General features: G+C 73.6%; 15 protein-coding genes. 5 read left to right on the forward strand and 10 right to left on the reverse strand.

Annotated features, from left to right (window positions below):
- Positions 1-101 precede the first annotated feature (101 nt).
- The 4 genes from FIC82_RS12705 (at position 102) to FIC82_RS12720 (ending at position 4361) form a co-directional block, all read left to right on the forward strand.
- Positions 102-1397: a thiolase family protein gene (locus FIC82_RS12705; RefSeq protein WP_154798790.1), complete on the forward strand. Its 1296-nt coding sequence runs from the start codon at positions 102-104 to the stop codon at positions 1395-1397.
- Positions 1398-1399: 2 nt separating this feature from the next.
- Complete coding sequence (locus tag FIC82_RS12710; protein WP_154798791.1) at positions 1400-3565, forward strand: 3-hydroxyacyl-CoA dehydrogenase NAD-binding domain-containing protein; 2166 nt, start codon at positions 1400-1402, stop codon at positions 3563-3565.
- A 223-nt stretch (positions 3566-3788) separates the two neighbouring features.
- Positions 3789-4001: a hypothetical protein gene (locus FIC82_RS12715; RefSeq protein WP_154798792.1), complete on the forward strand. Its 213-nt coding sequence runs from the start codon at positions 3789-3791 to the stop codon at positions 3999-4001.
- A 9-nt stretch (positions 4002-4010) separates the two neighbouring features.
- On the forward strand, positions 4011-4361 hold the full coding sequence (locus tag FIC82_RS12720; protein WP_154798793.1) for a hypothetical protein: 351 nt from the start codon (positions 4011-4013) through the stop codon (positions 4359-4361).
- A gap of 1 nt (position 4362) precedes the next feature.
- On the opposite strand, the gene FIC82_RS12725 is transcribed toward FIC82_RS12720, so the two are convergent.
- From FIC82_RS12725 to pflB, 8 genes are all read right to left on the reverse strand, one after another.
- Complete coding sequence (locus tag FIC82_RS12725) at positions 4363-5133, reverse strand: PIG-L deacetylase family protein (RefSeq protein ID WP_154798794.1); 771 nt, start codon at positions 5131-5133, stop codon at positions 4363-4365.
- An 18-nt stretch (positions 5134-5151) separates the two neighbouring features.
- Positions 5152-5865: a GNAT family N-acetyltransferase gene (locus tag FIC82_RS12730; protein WP_216609905.1), complete on the reverse strand. Its 714-nt coding sequence runs from the start codon at positions 5863-5865 to the stop codon at positions 5152-5154.
- A gap of 95 nt (positions 5866-5960) precedes the next feature.
- Positions 5961-8183, reverse strand: coding sequence for a DEAD/DEAH box helicase (locus FIC82_RS12735; RefSeq protein ID WP_154798795.1), 2223 nt, complete (start codon positions 8181-8183; stop codon positions 5961-5963).
- The gene (locus tag FIC82_RS12740) at positions 8180-8566 is read right to left on the reverse strand and encodes a type II toxin-antitoxin system death-on-curing family toxin (RefSeq protein ID WP_168731821.1); all 387 of its coding nucleotides are present in this window, start codon (positions 8564-8566) and stop codon (positions 8180-8182) included. The genes FIC82_RS12735 and FIC82_RS12740 overlap by 4 nt, the downstream gene beginning before the upstream one ends.
- Before the next feature lie 2 nt (positions 8567-8568).
- The gene (locus FIC82_RS12745) at positions 8569-8766 is read right to left on the reverse strand and encodes a CopG family transcriptional regulator (RefSeq protein ID WP_154798796.1); all 198 of its coding nucleotides are present in this window, start codon (positions 8764-8766) and stop codon (positions 8569-8571) included.
- A gap of 202 nt (positions 8767-8968) precedes the next feature.
- The gene (locus tag FIC82_RS12750) at positions 8969-9601 is read right to left on the reverse strand and encodes a GrpB family protein (RefSeq protein WP_216609906.1); all 633 of its coding nucleotides are present in this window, start codon (positions 9599-9601) and stop codon (positions 8969-8971) included.
- 132 nt (positions 9602-9733) lie between these two features.
- On the reverse strand, positions 9734-10735 hold the full coding sequence (gene pflA / locus FIC82_RS12755) for a pyruvate formate-lyase-activating protein (protein WP_154798797.1): 1002 nt from the start codon (positions 10733-10735) through the stop codon (positions 9734-9736).
- A 20-nt stretch (positions 10736-10755) separates the two neighbouring features.
- Entirely contained in the window at positions 10756-13065 is a 2310-nt protein-coding gene (pflB, locus tag FIC82_RS12760) for a formate C-acetyltransferase (RefSeq protein ID WP_154798798.1), read from the reverse strand.
- A 376-nt stretch (positions 13066-13441) separates the two neighbouring features.
- On the opposite strand from pflB, the gene FIC82_RS12765 reads away from it, so the two are divergent.
- On the forward strand, positions 13442-14539 hold the full coding sequence (locus FIC82_RS12765) for a carboxylate-amine ligase (RefSeq protein WP_253691117.1): 1098 nt from the start codon (positions 13442-13444) through the stop codon (positions 14537-14539).
- A 41-nt stretch (positions 14540-14580) separates the two neighbouring features.
- On the opposite strand, the gene FIC82_RS12770 is transcribed toward FIC82_RS12765, so the two are convergent.
- Together FIC82_RS12770 and dxs are read right to left on the reverse strand one after the other, a co-directional pair.
- Positions 14581-15243, reverse strand: coding sequence for an HAD family hydrolase (locus FIC82_RS12770; RefSeq protein WP_154798800.1), 663 nt, complete (start codon positions 15241-15243; stop codon positions 14581-14583).
- 72 nt (positions 15244-15315) lie between these two features.
- Positions 15316-17229: a 1-deoxy-D-xylulose-5-phosphate synthase gene (gene dxs / locus FIC82_RS12775; RefSeq protein WP_154798801.1), complete on the reverse strand. Its 1914-nt coding sequence runs from the start codon at positions 17227-17229 to the stop codon at positions 15316-15318.
- Positions 17230-17373 lie beyond the last annotated feature (144 nt).

The raw sequence follows: 17373 nt of genomic DNA on the forward strand, positions 1-17373 counted from the left end.
GCTTTACCGATACTCGCGGTAGCGTGTATCGCACGTACGACTCCGAGCGGTGCCGCTCCCGGACACCGCCGTCCCGACCATCTGCATCGGATGGAGATGCCATGACCGTGGCCAACGAGGCCCCCTCCCTCACCTCGGCACCCACCCAGGCGGCCAGCCAGCGCTCGCGCCGGCGCCCCGTGCGCGACGTCGTCTTCGTCGAGGGCGTGCGCAGCCCGTTCGGCAAGGCGCGCCCCGACGGGATCTACGCCGAGACGCGCGCGGACGACCTCGCCGTGAAGACGATCCGCGAGCTCCTGCGCCGCCGCCCCGAGCTCCCCGCCGAGCGCATCGACGAGCTCGCGCTCGCCGCGACGACGCAGACCGGCGACCAGGGCCTCACGCTCGGCCGCAGCGTCGCCGTCCTCGCGGGGCTGCCGAAGTCGGTGCCCGGCTTCGCGATCGACCGCATGTGCGCGGGTGCGATGACCGCCGTCACGACGACGGCGGCGAACGTCGCCGTGGGCGCGCAGGACGTCGTCGTCGCGGGCGGCGTCGAGCACATGGGCCACCACCCCATGGGCGAGGGATCGGACCCGAACCCGCGGTTCGTCGCCGAGCGCCTCGTCGACTCCTCCGCGCTCGTCATGGGCGCGACGGCCGAGAACCTGCACGACCGGTACCCGCACCTCACCAAGGAGCGCGCCGACGCGTACGCCGTCGCGAGCCAGGCCAAGTACGCCAAGGCCCTCGCGAACGGCGACATCTCGCCCGACCTCGTGCCGGTCGCGACCCGGTCGACCGAGCTCGGGTGGGGCCTGGCCACGGCCGACGAGCTCCCCCGCCCGGGCACGACGGTCGACTCGATCCGCGACCTCAAGACGCCGTTCCGCCCCGGCGGGAAGGTCACGGCAGGCAACGCCTCGCCGCTGACCGACGGCGCGACGGCGTGCCTGCTCGCCGCGGGCGACGTCGCCGACGAGCTCGGGCTGCCGGCGCGCATGCGCCTCGTCGCGTACGCGTACGCGGGCGTCGACCCCGAGGTCATGGGCATCGGCCCGGTCCCGGCGACCGAGCGCGCGCTCGCGTCCGCGGGCCTGACGATCGACGACATCGGCCTGTTCGAGATCAACGAGGCGTTCGCGGTCCAGGTGCTCGCGTTCCTCGACCACTTCGGCATCGCGGACGACGACGAGCGCGTGAACCTCTACGGCGGCGCCATCGCCATGGGCCACCCGCTCGCGTCCTCGGGCGTGCGCCTCATGACGCAGCTCGCGCGCCAGTTCGAGCAGCACCCCGAGGTGCGCTACGGCCTGACGACCATGTGCGTCGGCCTCGGCATGGGCGGCACCGTCATCTGGGAGAACCCGCACCACGCCGACTACTCCGGCCACACCTTCGAGACCGCGGAGAACTGACGATGAGCGCACCCACCGACACCCAGACCCCGGCCTCCTCTCCGGACAGCGTGAAGGACGCCGCGCGCGGCGAGCGCGTGACACACTCGCGCGTGCGCGACGTCGCCCTCCCCGGAGGGACGGGCACGCTCGCCCTGCTCACGCTCGACAACGGTCTCGACCACACCAAGCCGACGACGCTCGGCCCCGAGGGCCTCGCCGAGCTGCACGCGGCTCTCGAGGTGCTGCGCCGCCGGGCCGCGGACGGCGAGATCGTCGCCGTCGCGATCACGGGCAAGCCGTACTTCCTCGCCGCGGGCGCGGACCTCACGCAGGCCGCGGCCGTCCAGGTGCGCGACGACGCGCTCGCCCTCGGGCGGGCCGGGCACGCCGCCTACACCCTGCTCCAGGACATGGGCGTGCCGACGTTCGCGTTCGTCAACGGCGTCGCGCTCGGCGGCGGCCTCGAGGTCGCGCTCAACTGCACGTACCGCACCGTCGCGTCCGACGCCGGCGCGCTCGCGCTGCCCGAGGTCGGCCTCGGGCTCGTCCCCGGGTGGGGCGGCGCCTACCTCGTGCCGCGCCTGCTGGGCGTCGAGAAGGCGATGGATGTCATCCTCGCCCGACCGGCCGCGAACAAGCCGTTCAAGGCGAAGGAGGCGTACGAGATCGGGCTCGTCGACGCGCTCTTCGAGGCGCCCGACTTCCTCGAGTCCTCGCTGCGCTGGGCCGAGGCCGTGCTGCGCGGCGAGATCGTCGTCGAGCGCCGCGAGCTCGACCCGCAGCCCGTGTGGGACGCCGTCGTCGCCGGGACGCGTCAGCGCCTCGACGCCGTGGTCGCGGGCTCGCGCCCCGCGCCGTACCGCGCGCTCGACCTGGTCGCGGCCGCGCGCACCGCGTCGCGCGAGGAGGCGTTCGCCGCCGAGGACGAGGCCCTCGCGGACCTCATCATGAGCGACGAGATGCGCGCGAGCGTGTACGCGTTCCAGCTCGTCTCGAAGGGCAAGCGTCCCCAGGGCGCGCCCGACCCGAAGCTCGCCCGCCCCGTCACCCGGGTGGGGATCGTCGGCGCCGGTCTCATGGCCGCGCAGATCGCGCTGCTGTTCGCCCAGCGCCTCCAGGTGCCGGTCGTCATGCGCGACCTCGACCAGGAGCGGGTCGACAAGGGTCTCGGCTACGTCCGCGCGACGGTCGAGAAGCTCGTCGGCTCGGGCCGCATGTCCGCGGACACGGGCGCGCGCATCGTCGGCTCCGTGCACGGCACGACCGAGCTCGGCGACTTCGCGGGCTGCGACGTCGTCATCGAGGCCGTCACGGAGATCCTCGGGCTCAAGAAGAAGGTCTTCGCCGAGCTCGAGAGCGTCCTCTCGCCCGAGGCCGTGCTGCTGACCAACACCTCCGCGCTGTCGATCACCGAGATGGCGGCCGACCTCCAGCACCCCGAGCGCGTCGTCGGGATGCACTTCTTCAACCCCGTCGCGCAGATGCCGCTCGTCGAGATCATCCAGGCGGCGAAGACGGACGACGCCGCGCTCGCCACGGCGTTCGCCATGACGAAGAAGCTCCGCAAGACGGCCGTGCTCGTCGCGGACCGCCCCGGCTTCGTCGTCAACCGTCTGCTCATCCTGCTCATGGGCAAGATCGTCGAGGCGGTCGAGAACGGCACGTCGGTCGAGGTCGCGGACCGCGCCGTCGCACCGCTCGGCCTGCCGATGCCGCCGTTCGCGCTGTTCGACCTCGTGGGTCCCGCCGTCGGCCTGCACGTCCTCACGTCGCTGCGCGAGGACCTGGGCGACCGGTTCCCCGAGTCCCCGGGCCTGCAGCGCATCGTCGACGAGCAGATCCCCGTCGTGCTCGACGCACCCAAGGGGCTCCCGAAGCCGGTCGACCCCGCGATCCAGGCCGTGTTCGGGACGGGCGAGGCTGGTGGCGCGGGGGCTCTGGACGAGGCGGGCGTCCTCGACTCCGTCCTCACGGCGCTCACGCAGGAGATCGGGCGCATGCTCGACGAGGGCGTCGTCGCGAGCCCGTCGCAGATCGACCTGTGCATGATCCTCGGCGCCGGGTGGGGCTTCCACCTCGGCGGCATCACGCCGTACCTCGACCGCACGGGGTACAGCGAGAAGGTCCTGGGCCGCCGGCTCCTGCCCGACGGCGTCGCGAACGTCCCCGCGGCGTCGCGCGTCTGAGCCACTCGGCAGCACCCCGGCTGCCCAGCATGCGGTCGTGGCCCGTCCCGCGCTCGGGACGGGCCACGACCGCATGCTCGGCGGTCGACCTGGGCATGGTCGGCTGCCCTACCGGGGGCGGACCCCTTCTCGTCGCCGCCCGTCCGCGGTCGTACGACGACCGTGCGGAGGTTCCGTTCGCGGCCCGATCCGTCGAACTCGCGTGCTCCGTAGCGTCGTGGGCATGACGAACTCCGCCTCTGCGCAGCCTACGACCGACCTCCCCCTGACCACGACCCCCCGCGGCACGACCGAGCGCCGCATGCTGGGCGCCCTCACGCTCGCCGCGGGCGCCGCCCTCCTGCTGTCCGCGTGCGGGAGCATCGGCGAGGCGGTCGCCGAGAACCGCGCGGGCCACACGAAGACGTACGAGTTCGCGACCGGGAAGGCCGGCTAGGCCGATGCCGTGCTCCCCGACTGGGTCCCCGACTCCGCCACCGACGTACGGGAGGTGGTCCGCACGACCGGTGACGAGCGGATCCTCACGATGACGGCCGACCTCGGCGCGCTGCCCGAGAGCTGCACCCCCGTCTCGGCGCAGCACCCGCTGGAGCCTCGGCCCGAGCGTGGCGAGCTGACCGCCGCGGACTACCGCACGACGGCGACTCTCCAGGCGTCGTGGTGGGACGAGGGCACCGAGCAGTCCGCGACCGCGATGTGCGGGAAGTGGTGGGTCGGGTCGCGCGACGGCGCGCTGTTCGGGTTCACGCCCGAGCTAAAGGTCGTCGAGGTCGAGGACCAGCCCGACCCGGCCTGAGTCAGTCCTCCCAGCCCATGCGCAGCACCTCGAACGCGACGGCGTGCGCGACGCCCATGCGCTCGCACGTGGGCGCGCTCATGGACGCGAGGAACGCGGCCGGGTCGAAGTCCGCCCAGCCGAGGCCGTCGAGGTAGGCGGCGTGCGCGCGCAGCGACGCGACGCCCGCGTCGAAGGTCGCGCTCACGTCGACGCCGTGCGCGGCGTCGGGCGACGCCGCGACCCAGACCTGGCGCACCCCACCCCAGGGCTCGATCCCGTCCGTCTCGACCTGCTCGCGGAACACCCACCGGTTCCCCGCGTCGCGCACGGCGTCGACGACGGCCCGTCCGGTCGCGACGTGGTCCGCCTGGTTGAGCATCCCGCCCGGGAACGTCTCGCGGTAGTTCCCGGTGATCACGACGTCGGGCCGGTGGCGCCGGACCGCTCCCGCGACCGCCCGCCGCAGCGGCAGCCCGTACTCGAGCACGCCGTCCGGCAGCCCGAGGAACTCGACCTCCTCGACGCCGACGACCCGCCCGGACGCGATCTGCTCCGCCTCGCGCACGCGGCGCGCCTCGTCGGGGTCCATGCCGTCGATGCCGGCCTCGCCGCTCGTCACCATGCAGTAGACGACCCGCTTGCCCTGGCCCGTCCACCGCGCGACCGCCGCCGCGGCGCCGAACTCCATGTCGTCCGGATGGGCGACGACGACGAGCGCCGTGGACCAGTCCTCGGGCAGCGGGGTCAGGGGCGGGGTGGGGATCGCGGAGGTGCCGGAGTCGTCGGTCATACGACAGACGCTAGGCCGTCACGCGTCCCGCGGCGCGTCCAGGCCGAGCAGGACGCGCACCGGCCCGAGGCCCTCGATCGAGACCGCAGGGCGGTCGGTCCGCGCCTCCCACGCCTCCCGCGCGAGGCGGTACCGCTGGGACACGGCTGCCTTCCCTTCGCGCGCGACCACGTCGACGCCGTCCGGGGCGTAGCCGAGCGCCCGCGTGACGCCGTTCGAGGCGGCGTTGTCGGCGAACGCGGTCGTCACGGCCGACTCTGCGCCGAGGCCCGCGAACGCGAGGTGGAGCACGGCCTGGCGCATGCGGCGGCCGACGCCTCGGCCCTGATGACGCCGGCCGAGCCACGAGCCCGTCTCGACGACGCGGGTCACCGCGAAGTCCGTCGCCATGAGCGCCTGGACGCCCAGCACCTCGTCGCCACCGTCCGCGTCCGGGCGCGCGCGGACGACCGCGAGCTCGATCGCGAAGCGCTCCGGCGAGACCGAGGCACGCGCGCTCCACTGGTACGCGAGGACGCTGCGCGCGACCTCCAGCGGCGTCCCGCGGGTCCAGGGCGTCGTGAACGGCATCGCGTCCGGGGCGTGCACACCGTCAGCCGCGAGCCGGGCGAGGTCCAGCAGGAGGTCGTCGTCGATGGCGCGCAGGGTGAGGTCGCCGCACCGCACGCGCAGCCCGGCGAGCGGCCACAGGTCGACGTCGGTGAGGGCGGGCGTCCGGGAGTCGTCGGTCACCGTGCGATCCTCACGGACGCGCGACGCACGGACAAGGACATTCGTCCGAAGGGTTTCGCCGCCGCGCCCTCCGGGGGGCGCGCGCGGACGGTCGCTCAGTCCTCGACGACGGCGTCCTTGACGGATGTGACGGCCGGGTCGACGAAGAGCCGTGCCCGCTCGGCGTCGACCACGGCGCGCGCCAGCGACGCCTCGGACACGTCGACCGCGCCCGCGACCTCCTCCGCGAGCGCGCTGCGGCGCGCGTACGCGTCGAACAGCCGGGCCTTGGTCCCGAGCAGGCGCACGAGGTGCTCGTCGACGCTGTCGACCGTGAGCAGGCGGTGCACCTGGACCGTCTCGACCTGCCCCATGCGGTGGGCGCGCGCGACGGCCTGCGCCTCGGTCGTGGGCTTGGTCTGCGGCTCGCACAGGATCACCACCGAGGCAGCCTGGAGGTTGAGGCCCACTCCCCCGACGTCGATCTGGCTCACGAGCACTCGCGGCGTCTCGGCCGCGGTGAAGTCGTCGACGATCGTCTGGCGCGTGCGCGCAGGCACCGAGCCGGTCAGCGGGGCGAGCGCGAGATCCCCCAGCGCGCGGGCGACGACGTCGACGACGTCCCGGAAGTACGAGAACACGACCACCTTGCGCCCGTTCTCGGCCGCCTCGCGCGCGAGCTCCACGAGCCGGCGCAGCTTCGCCGAGTCCTCGGGATGCTCGACCGCGAACGCCGCCCGCCGCATCGCCATGAACGACCCGGCCTCGACCGCCTCGCGGTACGCCGCGCCGTCGACCGCACCGAGGCGCTCCCACTCGTCGACCTGCACCAGCTCGGGCAGCTCCTCGAGCACGTCCTCGGCGTTGCGCCGCAGGTAGGCGGGCGCGACGGCGTGCCGGAACGCGTCGGGCCCCGCCGCACCGTGGGCCGCGTCGAGACGGGCAGCGAGGTCTGGCTGGAGGTAGCCCAGCAGGGTGCGGAACTCCTCGACCCGGTTCTCCATGGGGGTCCCGGTGAGGAGCAGCACGTGCTCGGTCGTCCCGGCGAGGGTTGCGACGGCGACCGAGCGCTTCGCGAGCGGGTTCTTCACGTAGTGCGCCTCGTCCACGACGAGCACGGCGGGACCGGCGGACCCGGCCGTCGCGAAGGCCCCGGTCCCGGCGCGACGCAGTACCGCGAACGTCACGACCGCGACGCCGCCGGTCGCGCACCACGCCTCGGCGGCCTCGTCGCGATCCTCGCCGTGCACGGCGTGGACCGGGAGGTCCGCGTGCGCGCGCAGCTCGCGCACCCAGTTCTCCAGCACGCTCGCCGGGCACACGACGAGAGCGTGCGTCGCGCCGCGCGCGAGGAGGTGCGCGACGACGGCGATCGCCTGGACGGTCTTGCCGAGCCCCATCTCGTCGCCGAGCACCACGCGTCGCTGCGCGAGCGCGAAGCGCGCGCCGAACGCCTGGTAGCCGCGCAGCGAGACCCGCAGCAGGGTCTCGTCGAGCGCCTGCGTCTGCACGCGGTCGACGAGCTCGGCGGGCAGGTGACCCTCGGCGGCGGCGACGTCGCGGCCGGTGGGGGCGACGCCGTCGAGCAGCGCGTAGTACGCCGCCGACCGTCGCCGGAAGCCCGCCCAGGCGTCGTAGGGGCCCACCGGCTCGGCGAGCAGGCCCGTGACCCGGCGCGCGTCCTCGACCAGACCCGTCGCCCGGGCCCGCTCCGCGACCCCGGCGAGCGTCGCCACCGCCGCGAACGCCCGACGGCGCCGCTCGCCCCACGCGAGGAGGCGGCGCGGCCCGCTCGCGACGACCCGCGCGTCGTCGTGCACGCGCTCGTGCTCCGCGAGCGCGGAGCGCACCTGGTCGCCGTACCGGGCCACCGCCGCGTCCGCCTGGTCGAGCGTGTGCAGCGCCTGGACGAGCGCTGTCGCGACCGGGTCGCGCGGCGTGAGGTCGATCCGGAAGCGCAGGCTCTCGCGCACCGCGCGCGCGACCTGCTCGGCGGCGGCGAGCAGGTGCGTCGCGGTCTGCGGGCCGACGTCAGGGACTCTCTCCAGGCCGGCGCGTCCGAGGCGTGCGACCTCGCCCACCGTCCGGACGCCGGCGTCCGCGAGGGCCCCGAGCCGGAGCCGCTCGCGCGTGACGTCGCGCAGCGCCGCGACGTCCACCGTGTCGAGCCGCGCGAGGACCTTCTCCTCGCGACTGTCGCCGAACGCCGCGCGCACCCGGTCGCGCGCCGCCGCCGGGGCCGCCGCCAGTGCCGCGAGCAGAGAGGCCAGCTCGTCCGCCTCCTCGACGACCGCCCGCGCCGCGGCGATGTCCGGCCGTGCGACGGTGGAGGTGGTCACGACTCCGGGCGCACGACGTGACCCGCGAGCTCGCGCGCGACCTCGGCGACCTCGTCGATCTCACCAGCCGCGATGCCGACCACGAGCGCGTACGCCACCTCCTGCGGCATGGCGAGCCGCGCACCGTTCACCGCGTAGAACAGCCTCGTGGCGACCCATCCGAGCCGCTTGTTGCCGTCGATCAGGGCGTGGTTCTTCGTGAGGGAGAGAAGCAGGGACGCCGCCTTCTCGTCGAAGGCGGGATACGCCTCGACCCCGAACATGGACGCCGCCGGACGAGCCAGGGCCGACGACAGCAGGCCGTAGTCCCGCACGGCCGGCGGGTGCCCGAGAAACGCCGTCGCCGCGGCGACGAGGTCGTCCTCGTCGAGGTAGACGACCACGGCTACTGCGCGAGCCGGTCGAGCAGCTCCCGGTCCTCCGCCACGATGTCGGCCAGCATCCGGTCGCGCATCTCCCGCCGCTTCGCGTCGTACTCGACGACCGCTCGTGCTACCGCGGTGTTCGCCGAGATGCCCTCGCGGTGGGCGATACGCTCCAGCGCCGCCTGTGCGTCGTCGTCGAGCCGCAACGTCATGGCCATGGAAACGCCCTTCCGGTCTGGTATCACTACGGTATCAGCCCGTGGTCCGTCAGCCCAGCAGGACGACGACACGTGCGGGGTGCTCGACGTCGTCGACGAACACGCTGACCGGGAGCGGCGCTCGCCTCGCTGGCAGGGTCCTCGAGGACGAGCACGCCGTGGTGCAGGGAGGCGACGAACCCGCCGAGGAATGAGTCAGCGGTCATCGAGGACCACGCTCCGAGCGATCGCGCTCGGCGAGCCAGTGCTCCATCCGCGCCTGGGCCGCGTCGAGGAACGCCGTCTTGTCGCGCGTGTAGTCGTCGTAGTCGTCGGCGTCCGAGTGGCGCGCGGCGAGGCTCCGCTTCGTCGCCTCGTAGGCGGCCGCCTCGGCGGGGACGGCGCGCAGCCAGTCGCGGAACGCGACGACGTACGCGGCGAAGGGCGAGTCGAGGCGCCGGACGTGCAGGATCACGGGCGGCTCGCCCTCGACGTCGGTGCGGGTGAGCAGCCGCTTGCGGTACAGCGCCGGGTCCGGGTCGGCACCCGGGCGGGGGTTGTCGCGGTACACGCCCGGGGAGTCCGGGCGCGCGCCCCGCTCGATCGAGAACCCGAGCGGCGCGAGCTCTGCCTCCAGCGCCTCCTCGGTGGGCAGGGCCGCGAGGCGCACCTGGAGGTCGATGATCGGCTTCGCGGCGAGCCCGGGGACGGCGGTCGACCCGATGTGCTCCACCACGAGCGGGCCAGTGCCCTCGGGGGGATCGAGACGGCCCAGCGCGTCGGCGACGAGCCCGGTCCACCGCTCCCCGATCGCGGTCCATCGAGGGTCGTGGGCGTCGACGGTCACGGCTGGCACCCCCGCACTCTACGGCCCGCGCCGCACCGAGGCGCCGCGCTGCCGAGACATGAGAAGTGGTCCCAGGACCACGTCGGTCCCGGTCCGCTTCTCACGTCTCGGGGAGCGGGGGCCTGTCGGCACGTCGTCGGGTCAGTACGTCTTCAGGCCGTGGGCGCGGAACTGGTCGCGCACGCGCTCGGTGAGCTCCGCGGACGGCGCGGGCGTGTCGTCGAGCTCGTAGGTGCGCCCGAGGGCGTCCCACTTGTCGCGGCCCATCTGGTGGAAGGGCAGCACCTCGACGCGCGTCACGGTGCCGGGGCGGATCTCGTTCAGCGACGCGGCGTACGAGGCGACCTTCTCGACGTTCTCCACGTCGTCGGTGAGGCCCGGGACGAGGACGAAGCGCACCCACACCTCGGGCGCGTGCCCCGTGAGGCCGCGCTCGGCGATCCGGCGCCCGAACCGCAGGGTCGGCTCGAGGTCGCGGCTCGTGACCTTCGTGTAGGTGTCGGGGTCGCCCGACTTCACGTCGAGCAGCACGAGGTCCGTGTCGTCGAGCATCGCGTCGGTCGCGTTCGCGCCGAGGAAGCCCGACGTGTCGAGCGCGGTGTGCACGTCCATCGCCTTGGCGCCGCGCAGCACGCGGGCGGCGAACGCGGGCTGCATGAGCACTTCGCCGCCGGAGAGCGTGAGCCCCCCGTGCGTGGCCCGGAACACGGGCAGGTAGCGCTTGACGCGCCCCAGGAGCTCGTCCGCCGTGACGGGCCGACCGTCCTTCATCGCGAACGTGTCGGGGTTGTGGCAATAGAGGCACCGCAGGGGGCACCCGTTGAGGAACACCGTGAGCCGGGTCCCCGGCCCGTCCACGGCGGTGACGAGCTCCCAGGAGTGGACCGAGCCGAGCTCGCCCGCGCGCATCGCCGCGAGCTTGTCGGCCCGGTCCACGTCCGCGACCGTCAGCCCGTCCAGGCCCGCGCCCGCACGGCGGGCGTGGCCCACCGGGGTGCCCGACGCCGCGGGCTCGCCCGTCGTCGTCGGCGCACCCGGGACGTCGAGGCGCGTGGCGTCGTCGGGCAGGGTGCCCCCGGCGACGCCGCACCCGCGCGCCGCGCCAGGTCGGCGGGCGGTAGGGCCGGGGAGGGTGACGGTCATGGTCGGCTCCTCAGCGCTCGTCAGAGCGCGCCGTGGAAGGTGCGCGAGAGCACGTCCAGCTGCTGCTCGCGCGTGAGGCGGACGAAGTTCACCGCGTACCCGGACACGCGGATCGTCAGCTGCGGGTAGTTCTCCGGGTGGTCCATGGCGTCCAGGAGCGTCTCGCGGTTCAGCACGTTGACGTTCATGTGGTATCCCTCGGACCCGATGTAGGCGTCCAGAAGGCCGGCGAGGTTGGTGACCTGCTCCTCCTTGGTGCGCCCGAGGCCGCTCGGCACGACGGTGTTGGTCAGCGAGATGCCGTCCTGCGCCTCGTCGTACGGCAGCTTGGCCACCGACAGCGCCGAGGCGAGCATGCCGTGCGTGTCGCGCCCGTTCATCGGGTTGGCGCCCGGGGCGAACGGCTCGCCGGCGCGGCGGCCGTCAGGCGTGTTGCCCGTCGCCTTGCCGTACACGACGTTCGAGGTGATCGTCAGGACCGACTGCGTCGGCACCGCGTCGCGGTAGGTCGGGTGCGTGCGGACCTTCGCCATGAACCGCTCGACGAGGTCGACGGCGATCGCGTCGGCCCGGTCGTCGTCGTTGCCGTACGTGGGGTACTCGCCCTCGGTCACGTAGTCGACGACGAGGCCGCGCTCGTCGCGGACGACGGAGACCTTCGCGTGCTTGATCGCCGACAGCGAGTCCGCCGCGACGGACAGGCCCGCGATGCCGCACGCCATGGTCCGCAGCACGTCCTTGTCGTGCAGCGCCATCTCGATGCGCTCGTACGCGTACTTGTCGTGCGACCAGTGGATGCAGTTGAGCGCCTCGACGTAGGTCTCGGCGAGCCAGTCCATCGTCGCGTCGAACTTCGCCATGACGTCGTCGAAGTCGAGCACGTCGCCCTCGACCGGTGCCGCCACGGGCGAGACCTGCTTGCCGGAGATCTCGTCGCGCCCGCCGTTGATCGCGTAGAGGAGCGTCTTGGCGAGGTTCACGCGCGCGCCGAAGAACTGCATCTGCTTGCCGACCCGCATCGGGGACACGCAGCACGCGATCGCCGCGTCGTCGCCCCAGGCGGCCCGGATGAGCTCGTCCGACTCGTACTGGACGGCCGAGGTGTCGATCGACACCTGCGCGCAGTAGTCCTTGAACCCCTGCGGCAGCTCGGGGCTCCAGAAGACCGTCATGTTCGGCTCGGGGGCCGGGCCGAGGTTGTACAGCGTCTGGAGGAACCGGAACGAGTTCTTCGTGACGAGCGGGCGCCCGTCCTCGCCCATGCCGCCGATCGTCTCGGTGACCCACGTCGGGTCTCCGGAGAACAGCGCGTCGTACTCGGGCGTGCGCAGGAAGCGCACGATGCGCAGCTTGATGACGAAGTCGTCGATGATCTCCTGCGCCTCGGACTCCGTGATGCGACCCGCCTCGAGGTCGCGGTCGATGAACACGTCGAGGAACGTCGAGGTGCGCCCGAGCGACATCGCGGCGCCGTTCTGCTCCTTCACCGCGGCGAGGTAGGCGAAGTAGAGCCACTGCACGGCCTCGCGCGCCGACGTCGCCGGGCCGGAGATGTCGTAGCCGTACTCGGCCGCCATCTCCTTGAGCTCGCCGAGCGCGCGGATCTGCTCGGCGTGCTCCTCGCGCTCACGGACGACCTTCTCGCTGAACGGCTGCGTGTCGAGGCCGAGCTTGTCGAGCTTCTTCGCGGCCACCAGGGCGTCGACGCCGTAGAGCGCGACGCGGCGGTAGTCGCCGATGATCCGGCCGCGGCCGTAGGCGTCGGGCAGGCCCGTGATGATGTGCGAGCTGCGGGCCGCGCGCACGTTCGGCGGGTAGACGTCGAACACGCCCTGGTTGTGCGTCTTGCGGTACTCGGTGAAGACCTTCTTCAGGGTCTCGTCGACCTCGTAGCCGTAGGTCTGGAGCGCGCCCTCGACCATGCGCCAGCCGCCGTTCGGCATGATCGCGCGCTTGAGCGGGGCGTCGGTCTGGAGGCCGACGATCACCTCGTGCGCCTTGTCGATGTAGCCGGGGGCGTGCGCCGTGATCCCCGCGGGCGTGTGGGTGTCGACGTCGTAGATCCCCATCTCCCGCTCCTCCGGGAACATGGCGGACAGCGTGTCCCAGATGCCCGTCGTGCGCTCCGTGGGGCCGGTGAGGAACGACGCGTCGCCCGTGTACGGGCGGTAGTTGCGCTGGATGAAGTCGCGCACGTCGACCGTGTCGCGCCACGGGCCGTCGGTGAAGCCCTCCCAGGCGGGGACGTGGGCCGTGTCGTGCTGCGCGTCGACGGCGCCTGGGCCCCCCTGACCGCTCGTCGTGCCGCGTGCCTCGGAAACGCTCGTCATCTGGACCTCCCTCGTGCCTGACGCGCGGTTCCGCGCGCCGGCCGGGACCCGCCGCCCCGGCAGCGCTCGGGTGGAGCGCCTCGGGGAGTTCGACGGGCTCCTTCGCCACTTCCACACTAGGTTCCCGCGGCCTCGGGCGCAGGGCTTTCGGGCCCCTCGGGGACCTAGGTCCCGAGCCGGACGGAGTCGCGCGAGAACGTTGAGATCCTGCGGATATCGGCCCCTCCTGGGTTCGTCTCGACGCGACCTTGTGATGACCTTCACAAGCCTCGCGAGCACCCGGTCACGGCGGCCCTCGACGGCCCGTGACGCACGACACGGAGCCACGTCACACCCCCGCCGGACGTGCTCCCGGCTTCCGTGTGAGACTGCCCGGGTGAAGCGCACCGTAGGGGTCGAGGAAGAGTTCCTGCTCGTCGGCGACGACGGCCACCCCGTCGCCCGGGCGGCGGAGGCCCTGGAGGCGTCGGGCACCGACGACAAGGGCGGCGGGACCGGCTCGCTCGAGTCGGAGTTCATGGAGGAGCAGCTCGAGACCGCGACCCACCCGCGGCGCGAGCTCGACGACCTCGCGACGGAGATCCGGGACGGCCGGCGACGCGCCCAGGAGGCCGCGGACCGCGTCGGGGCACGCGTCGTCGCGCTGTCGACCTCTCCCCTGCCCTTCGAGGGCACGACCGTCTCCCGGCTGCGGTACCTCGAGGCCCGCGCCGCGTTCGGCCTGACGGCGCGCGAGCAGCTCACGAGCGGGTGCCACGTGCACGTCGCCGTGGCGGACGACACGGAGGGCGTGGCGGTCCTCGACCGCATCGGCCCGTGGCTCGCGACGCTCCTCGCGCTGAGCACCAACTCCCCCTTCTGGCAGGGCGACGACAGCGGGTACGCGAGCTTCCGGTCCCAGGTCTGGGCGCGCTGGCCCACCTCCGGCCCGGCCCGCGCGTTCGGGTCCCCCGAGGCCTACCGCGACGCGGTCGACTCGCTCGTCGCCACGGGCACGATCCTCGACGAGAACATGGTCTACTTCGACGCCCGGCTCTCCTCGCGCTACCCGACGGTCGAGATCCGCATCGCCGACGTGTGCCTCGACGCCGACACGGCGACGCTCCTCGCCGCGCTGAGCCGTGGCCTCGTCGAGACCGCCGCGCGCGAGGCGGCGGCAGGGATGCCCGCGCCGGAGCTCCGGCCCGAGATCCTGCGCACGGCGTCGTGGCGCGCCGGGCGGTCGGGCCTCGCGGAGGACCTCGTCTCGCCGCTCACGTGGCGACCCGCCCCGGCGCACGACGTCGTCGGCCAGCTCGTCGCGCGCGTGCGGGACGCGCTCGTCGACGCGGGCGACCTCGACGCCGTCACCGAGCTGCTGGGCAGGCTCTGGTCCGGCGGCAACGGCGCCGCGCGGCAGCGAGCGTGGCACGCGGCGTCCGGCGGGGACCTGCGGGCCGTCGTCGAGCGGGCCGTCGAGGCGACCCACGCCTGACACCCGGCCTCGGTAGCGCCCCGACAGGTACGCCCGGCGCGCTACGGCGCGAGGAGCGCCGCCCCGCGGGCGACCGCGACGACGTCGTGCACGGTCGTCCCGACGGCGTCCGGCAGCGGCCCGTCCGTCCACGCGCGGCCGCGGGAGACCCAGCCGGTGCGCACGCCCGCGGCACGGCCCGCGGCGACGTCGGCGTGCGCCGCGTCGCCCACCATCCAGACCTGGGCGCGGTCGGCGTCGGCCGCACCGACACGTTCGAGCGCGATCTCGAGGAGGCGCGGGTCGGGCTTGTCGACGCCCTCCTCGCCGGACACGACGACGGCGTCGACGTGCGCCTCGACCCCGCAGCGCGCGAGCTTGCCTCGCTGCTGGGCCGAGGTGCCGTTCGTCACGACGACGACGAGGTCGCCGCCCGCGCGCAGGTCGTCGAGCAGGTCGAGCGCGCCGTCGTACGCCCGGACGTGGTCGAGGATGCCGGTACGGAAGCGGTCGACCGCGGTGGGGAGGTCCTCGTCCCAGGCCAGGCGGTCGACGATCACGCGCGCCACGTCCGTCTTCACCGCGAACCCGCCCTGGTCGGCGGCGACGATCGCCGCGAGGTCGGAGGCGTCGCGACCGGCGCGCGCGACCGCGTCCGCCGCCCACGCGGCGAACGCGTCGTCACGGCCGACGAGCGTGTTGTCGAGGTCCAGGAGCCAGATCACGCCCCGGACCCTAGCGCGGACGACCCGGGCGCCGCCGGGCCGTCCGCGGCAGACGTCCGGTGGTTCTGCGGCTCAGCCGCGAGCGAGCTCCGCGAGCGCGTCCAGCACGTCGCGCGCGACGTCGGCCGCCGTGAGCCGGAAGGCCGACGCCACCTGGTCTCGGGTCGCGTGGTCGAGGAACTGCGCGGGCAGCCCGAGCGCGTGCACGGGCGTGCGGACCCCGGCCTCCAGCGAACGCTGCGCGAGGAGCGCACCCACGCCGCCGTCGGCGACGCCGTCCTCGACGCTCACGACGAGGTCGTGCTCGCCCGCGAGCTTGACGAGCGCGCTCGGCATCGGCAGGACCCACGTCGGGGACGCGACGGTCACGTCGACGCCGTGCGCCGAGAGCGACTCCGCCGCGTCGAGCGCGACCCGCGCCATCGACCCGGGGCCGACGAGCAGGACGCGCGTACGCCCGGCCGCGTCGCGCGCCGCCGCCTTCGGCGCCTCGTCCGGCACCGCGAGCAGGTCGACGCCGTCCACGGTGTCGACCGCGGGCAGCGCGTCCCCGAGCGCCCCCTTGGGGTAGCGCACGACAGTCGGGGCGTCGTCGACGTCCACGGCCTCGCGCAGGGCGGTCCGCAGCGTCTCCTCGTCGCGCGGCGCCGCGAGCCGCAGGCCGGGCACGATGCGCAGCATCGCCATGTCCCACATGCCGTTGTGGCTCGCGCCGTCGTCGCCCGTGATGCCGGCGCGGTCGAGCACGAACGTCACGCCCGCCTTGTGCAGGGCGACGTCCATGAGGACCTGGTCGAACGCGCGGTTGAGGAACGTCGCGTACACGGCGACGACGGGGTGCAGCCCCGCGAACGCCATGCCGGCCGCCGACGTCGCGGCGTGCTGCTCGGCGATGCCGACGTCGAACGTGCGCTCGGGGAACGCCTGCGCGAACGGCTTGAGGCCGACCGGCTCGAGCATGGCCGCGGTGATCGCGACGACGTCGGACCGGCGGCGACCGATCTGCACGATCTCGTCCGCGAAGACGCTCGTCCAGCCGAAGCGCGACGGCGCGACCGGGAGCCCGGTCTCGGGGTGGATCTTCCCGACGGCGTGGAAGCGGTCGGCGACGTCCTGCTCGGCGGGCGTGTACCCGCGGCCCTTCTCCGTGATCGCGTGCACGATCACGGGCGCCCCGTACGCCTTGGCCCGTCGCAGCGCGTGCTCCATGGCCTCGACGTCGTGCCCGTCGACGGGGCCGACGTACTTGATGCCGAGGTCCTCGAACATGCCCTGGGGGGCGACGACGTCCTTGAGGCCCTTCTTCAGGCCGTGCAGCCACTCGTAGGCGAACCGTCCCGGTGCGCCGGACCGATTGAGGGTGCGCTTGCCCCACTGCAGGAAGCTCTCGTACCCGTGCGTGGTACGCAGCGTCGACAGGTGGTGCGCGAGCCCGCCGATCGTCGGCGAGTAGGAGCGGCCGTTGTCGTTCACCACGACGACGAGACGCCGGTCCTGGCTCTCGGCGATGTTGTTCAGCGCCTCCCAGGCCATGCCGCCGGTGAGGGCGCCGTCGCCGATGACCGCGACGACGTGCCGGTCGGTGAGGCCGCGCACGACGTTCGCCTTCGCGATGCCGTCGCCCCACGAGAGCGCGGTCGACGCGTGCGAGTTCTCGACGACGTCGTGGTCGGACTCGGCGCGCGACGGGTAGCCGGACAGGCCGCCCTGCTTGCGCAGCGCGGAGAAGTCCTGGCGCCCGGTGAGGAGCTTGTGCACGTAGGACTGGTGGCCCGTGTCGAACACGAACGTGTCCGTCGGCGAGGAGAACACGCGGTGCATGGCGATCGTGAGCTCGACCACGCCGAGGTTCGGGCCGAGGTGCCCGCCGGTCCGGGAGACCGAGTCGACGAGGAACGCACGGATCTCGGCGGCGAGCTCCCGTGCCTGCTCGGGGGTCAGCCGTTGCACGTCCTCGGGCGAGGTGATCGTGCCAAGCAGGCTCATGCAGATGCTCCGTTCCGTTCCCGTGCGACCAGCCCGACAACTCTAGGCCGTCCGGGCGGGTGACCTGCGCCGCGGTGCGCAGGGCGACGGGACCTTCACGTCATTGACGCACACTCCGGGGCTCGACGCACGGACCGGCCCTTC

It is taken from the genome of Cellulosimicrobium protaetiae (assembly GCF_009708005.2).
GTDB classification, from domain to species: domain Bacteria; phylum Actinomycetota; class Actinomycetes; order Actinomycetales; family Cellulomonadaceae; genus Cellulosimicrobium; species Cellulosimicrobium protaetiae.

Bases quoted from the DNA above. Each gene is read 5' to 3' on its own strand.
- FIC82_RS12745 (WP_154798796.1), bottom strand. From the start codon at position 8,766: ATGGCCATGACGTTGCGGCTCGACGACGACGCACAGGCGGCGCTGGAG.
- FIC82_RS12710 (WP_154798791.1), top strand. From the start codon at position 1,400: ATGAGCGCACCCACCGACACCCAGACCCCGGCCTCCTCTCCGGACAGC.
- dxs (WP_154798801.1), bottom strand. From the start codon at position 17,229: ATGAGCCTGCTTGGCACGATCACCTCGCCCGAGGACGTGCAACGGCTG.
- FIC82_RS12705 (WP_154798790.1), top strand. From the start codon at position 102: ATGACCGTGGCCAACGAGGCCCCCTCCCTCACCTCGGCACCCACCCAG.
- pflB (WP_154798798.1), bottom strand. From the start codon at position 13,065: ATGACGAGCGTTTCCGAGGCACGCGGCACGACGAGCGGTCAGGGGGGC.
- FIC82_RS12715 (WP_154798792.1), top strand. From the start codon at position 3,789: ATGACGAACTCCGCCTCTGCGCAGCCTACGACCGACCTCCCCCTGACC.
- FIC82_RS12725 (WP_154798794.1), bottom strand. From the start codon at position 5,133: ATGACCGACGACTCCGGCACCTCCGCGATCCCCACCCCGCCCCTGACC.
- pflA (WP_154798797.1), bottom strand. From the start codon at position 10,735: ATGACCGTCACCCTCCCCGGCCCTACCGCCCGCCGACCTGGCGCGGCG.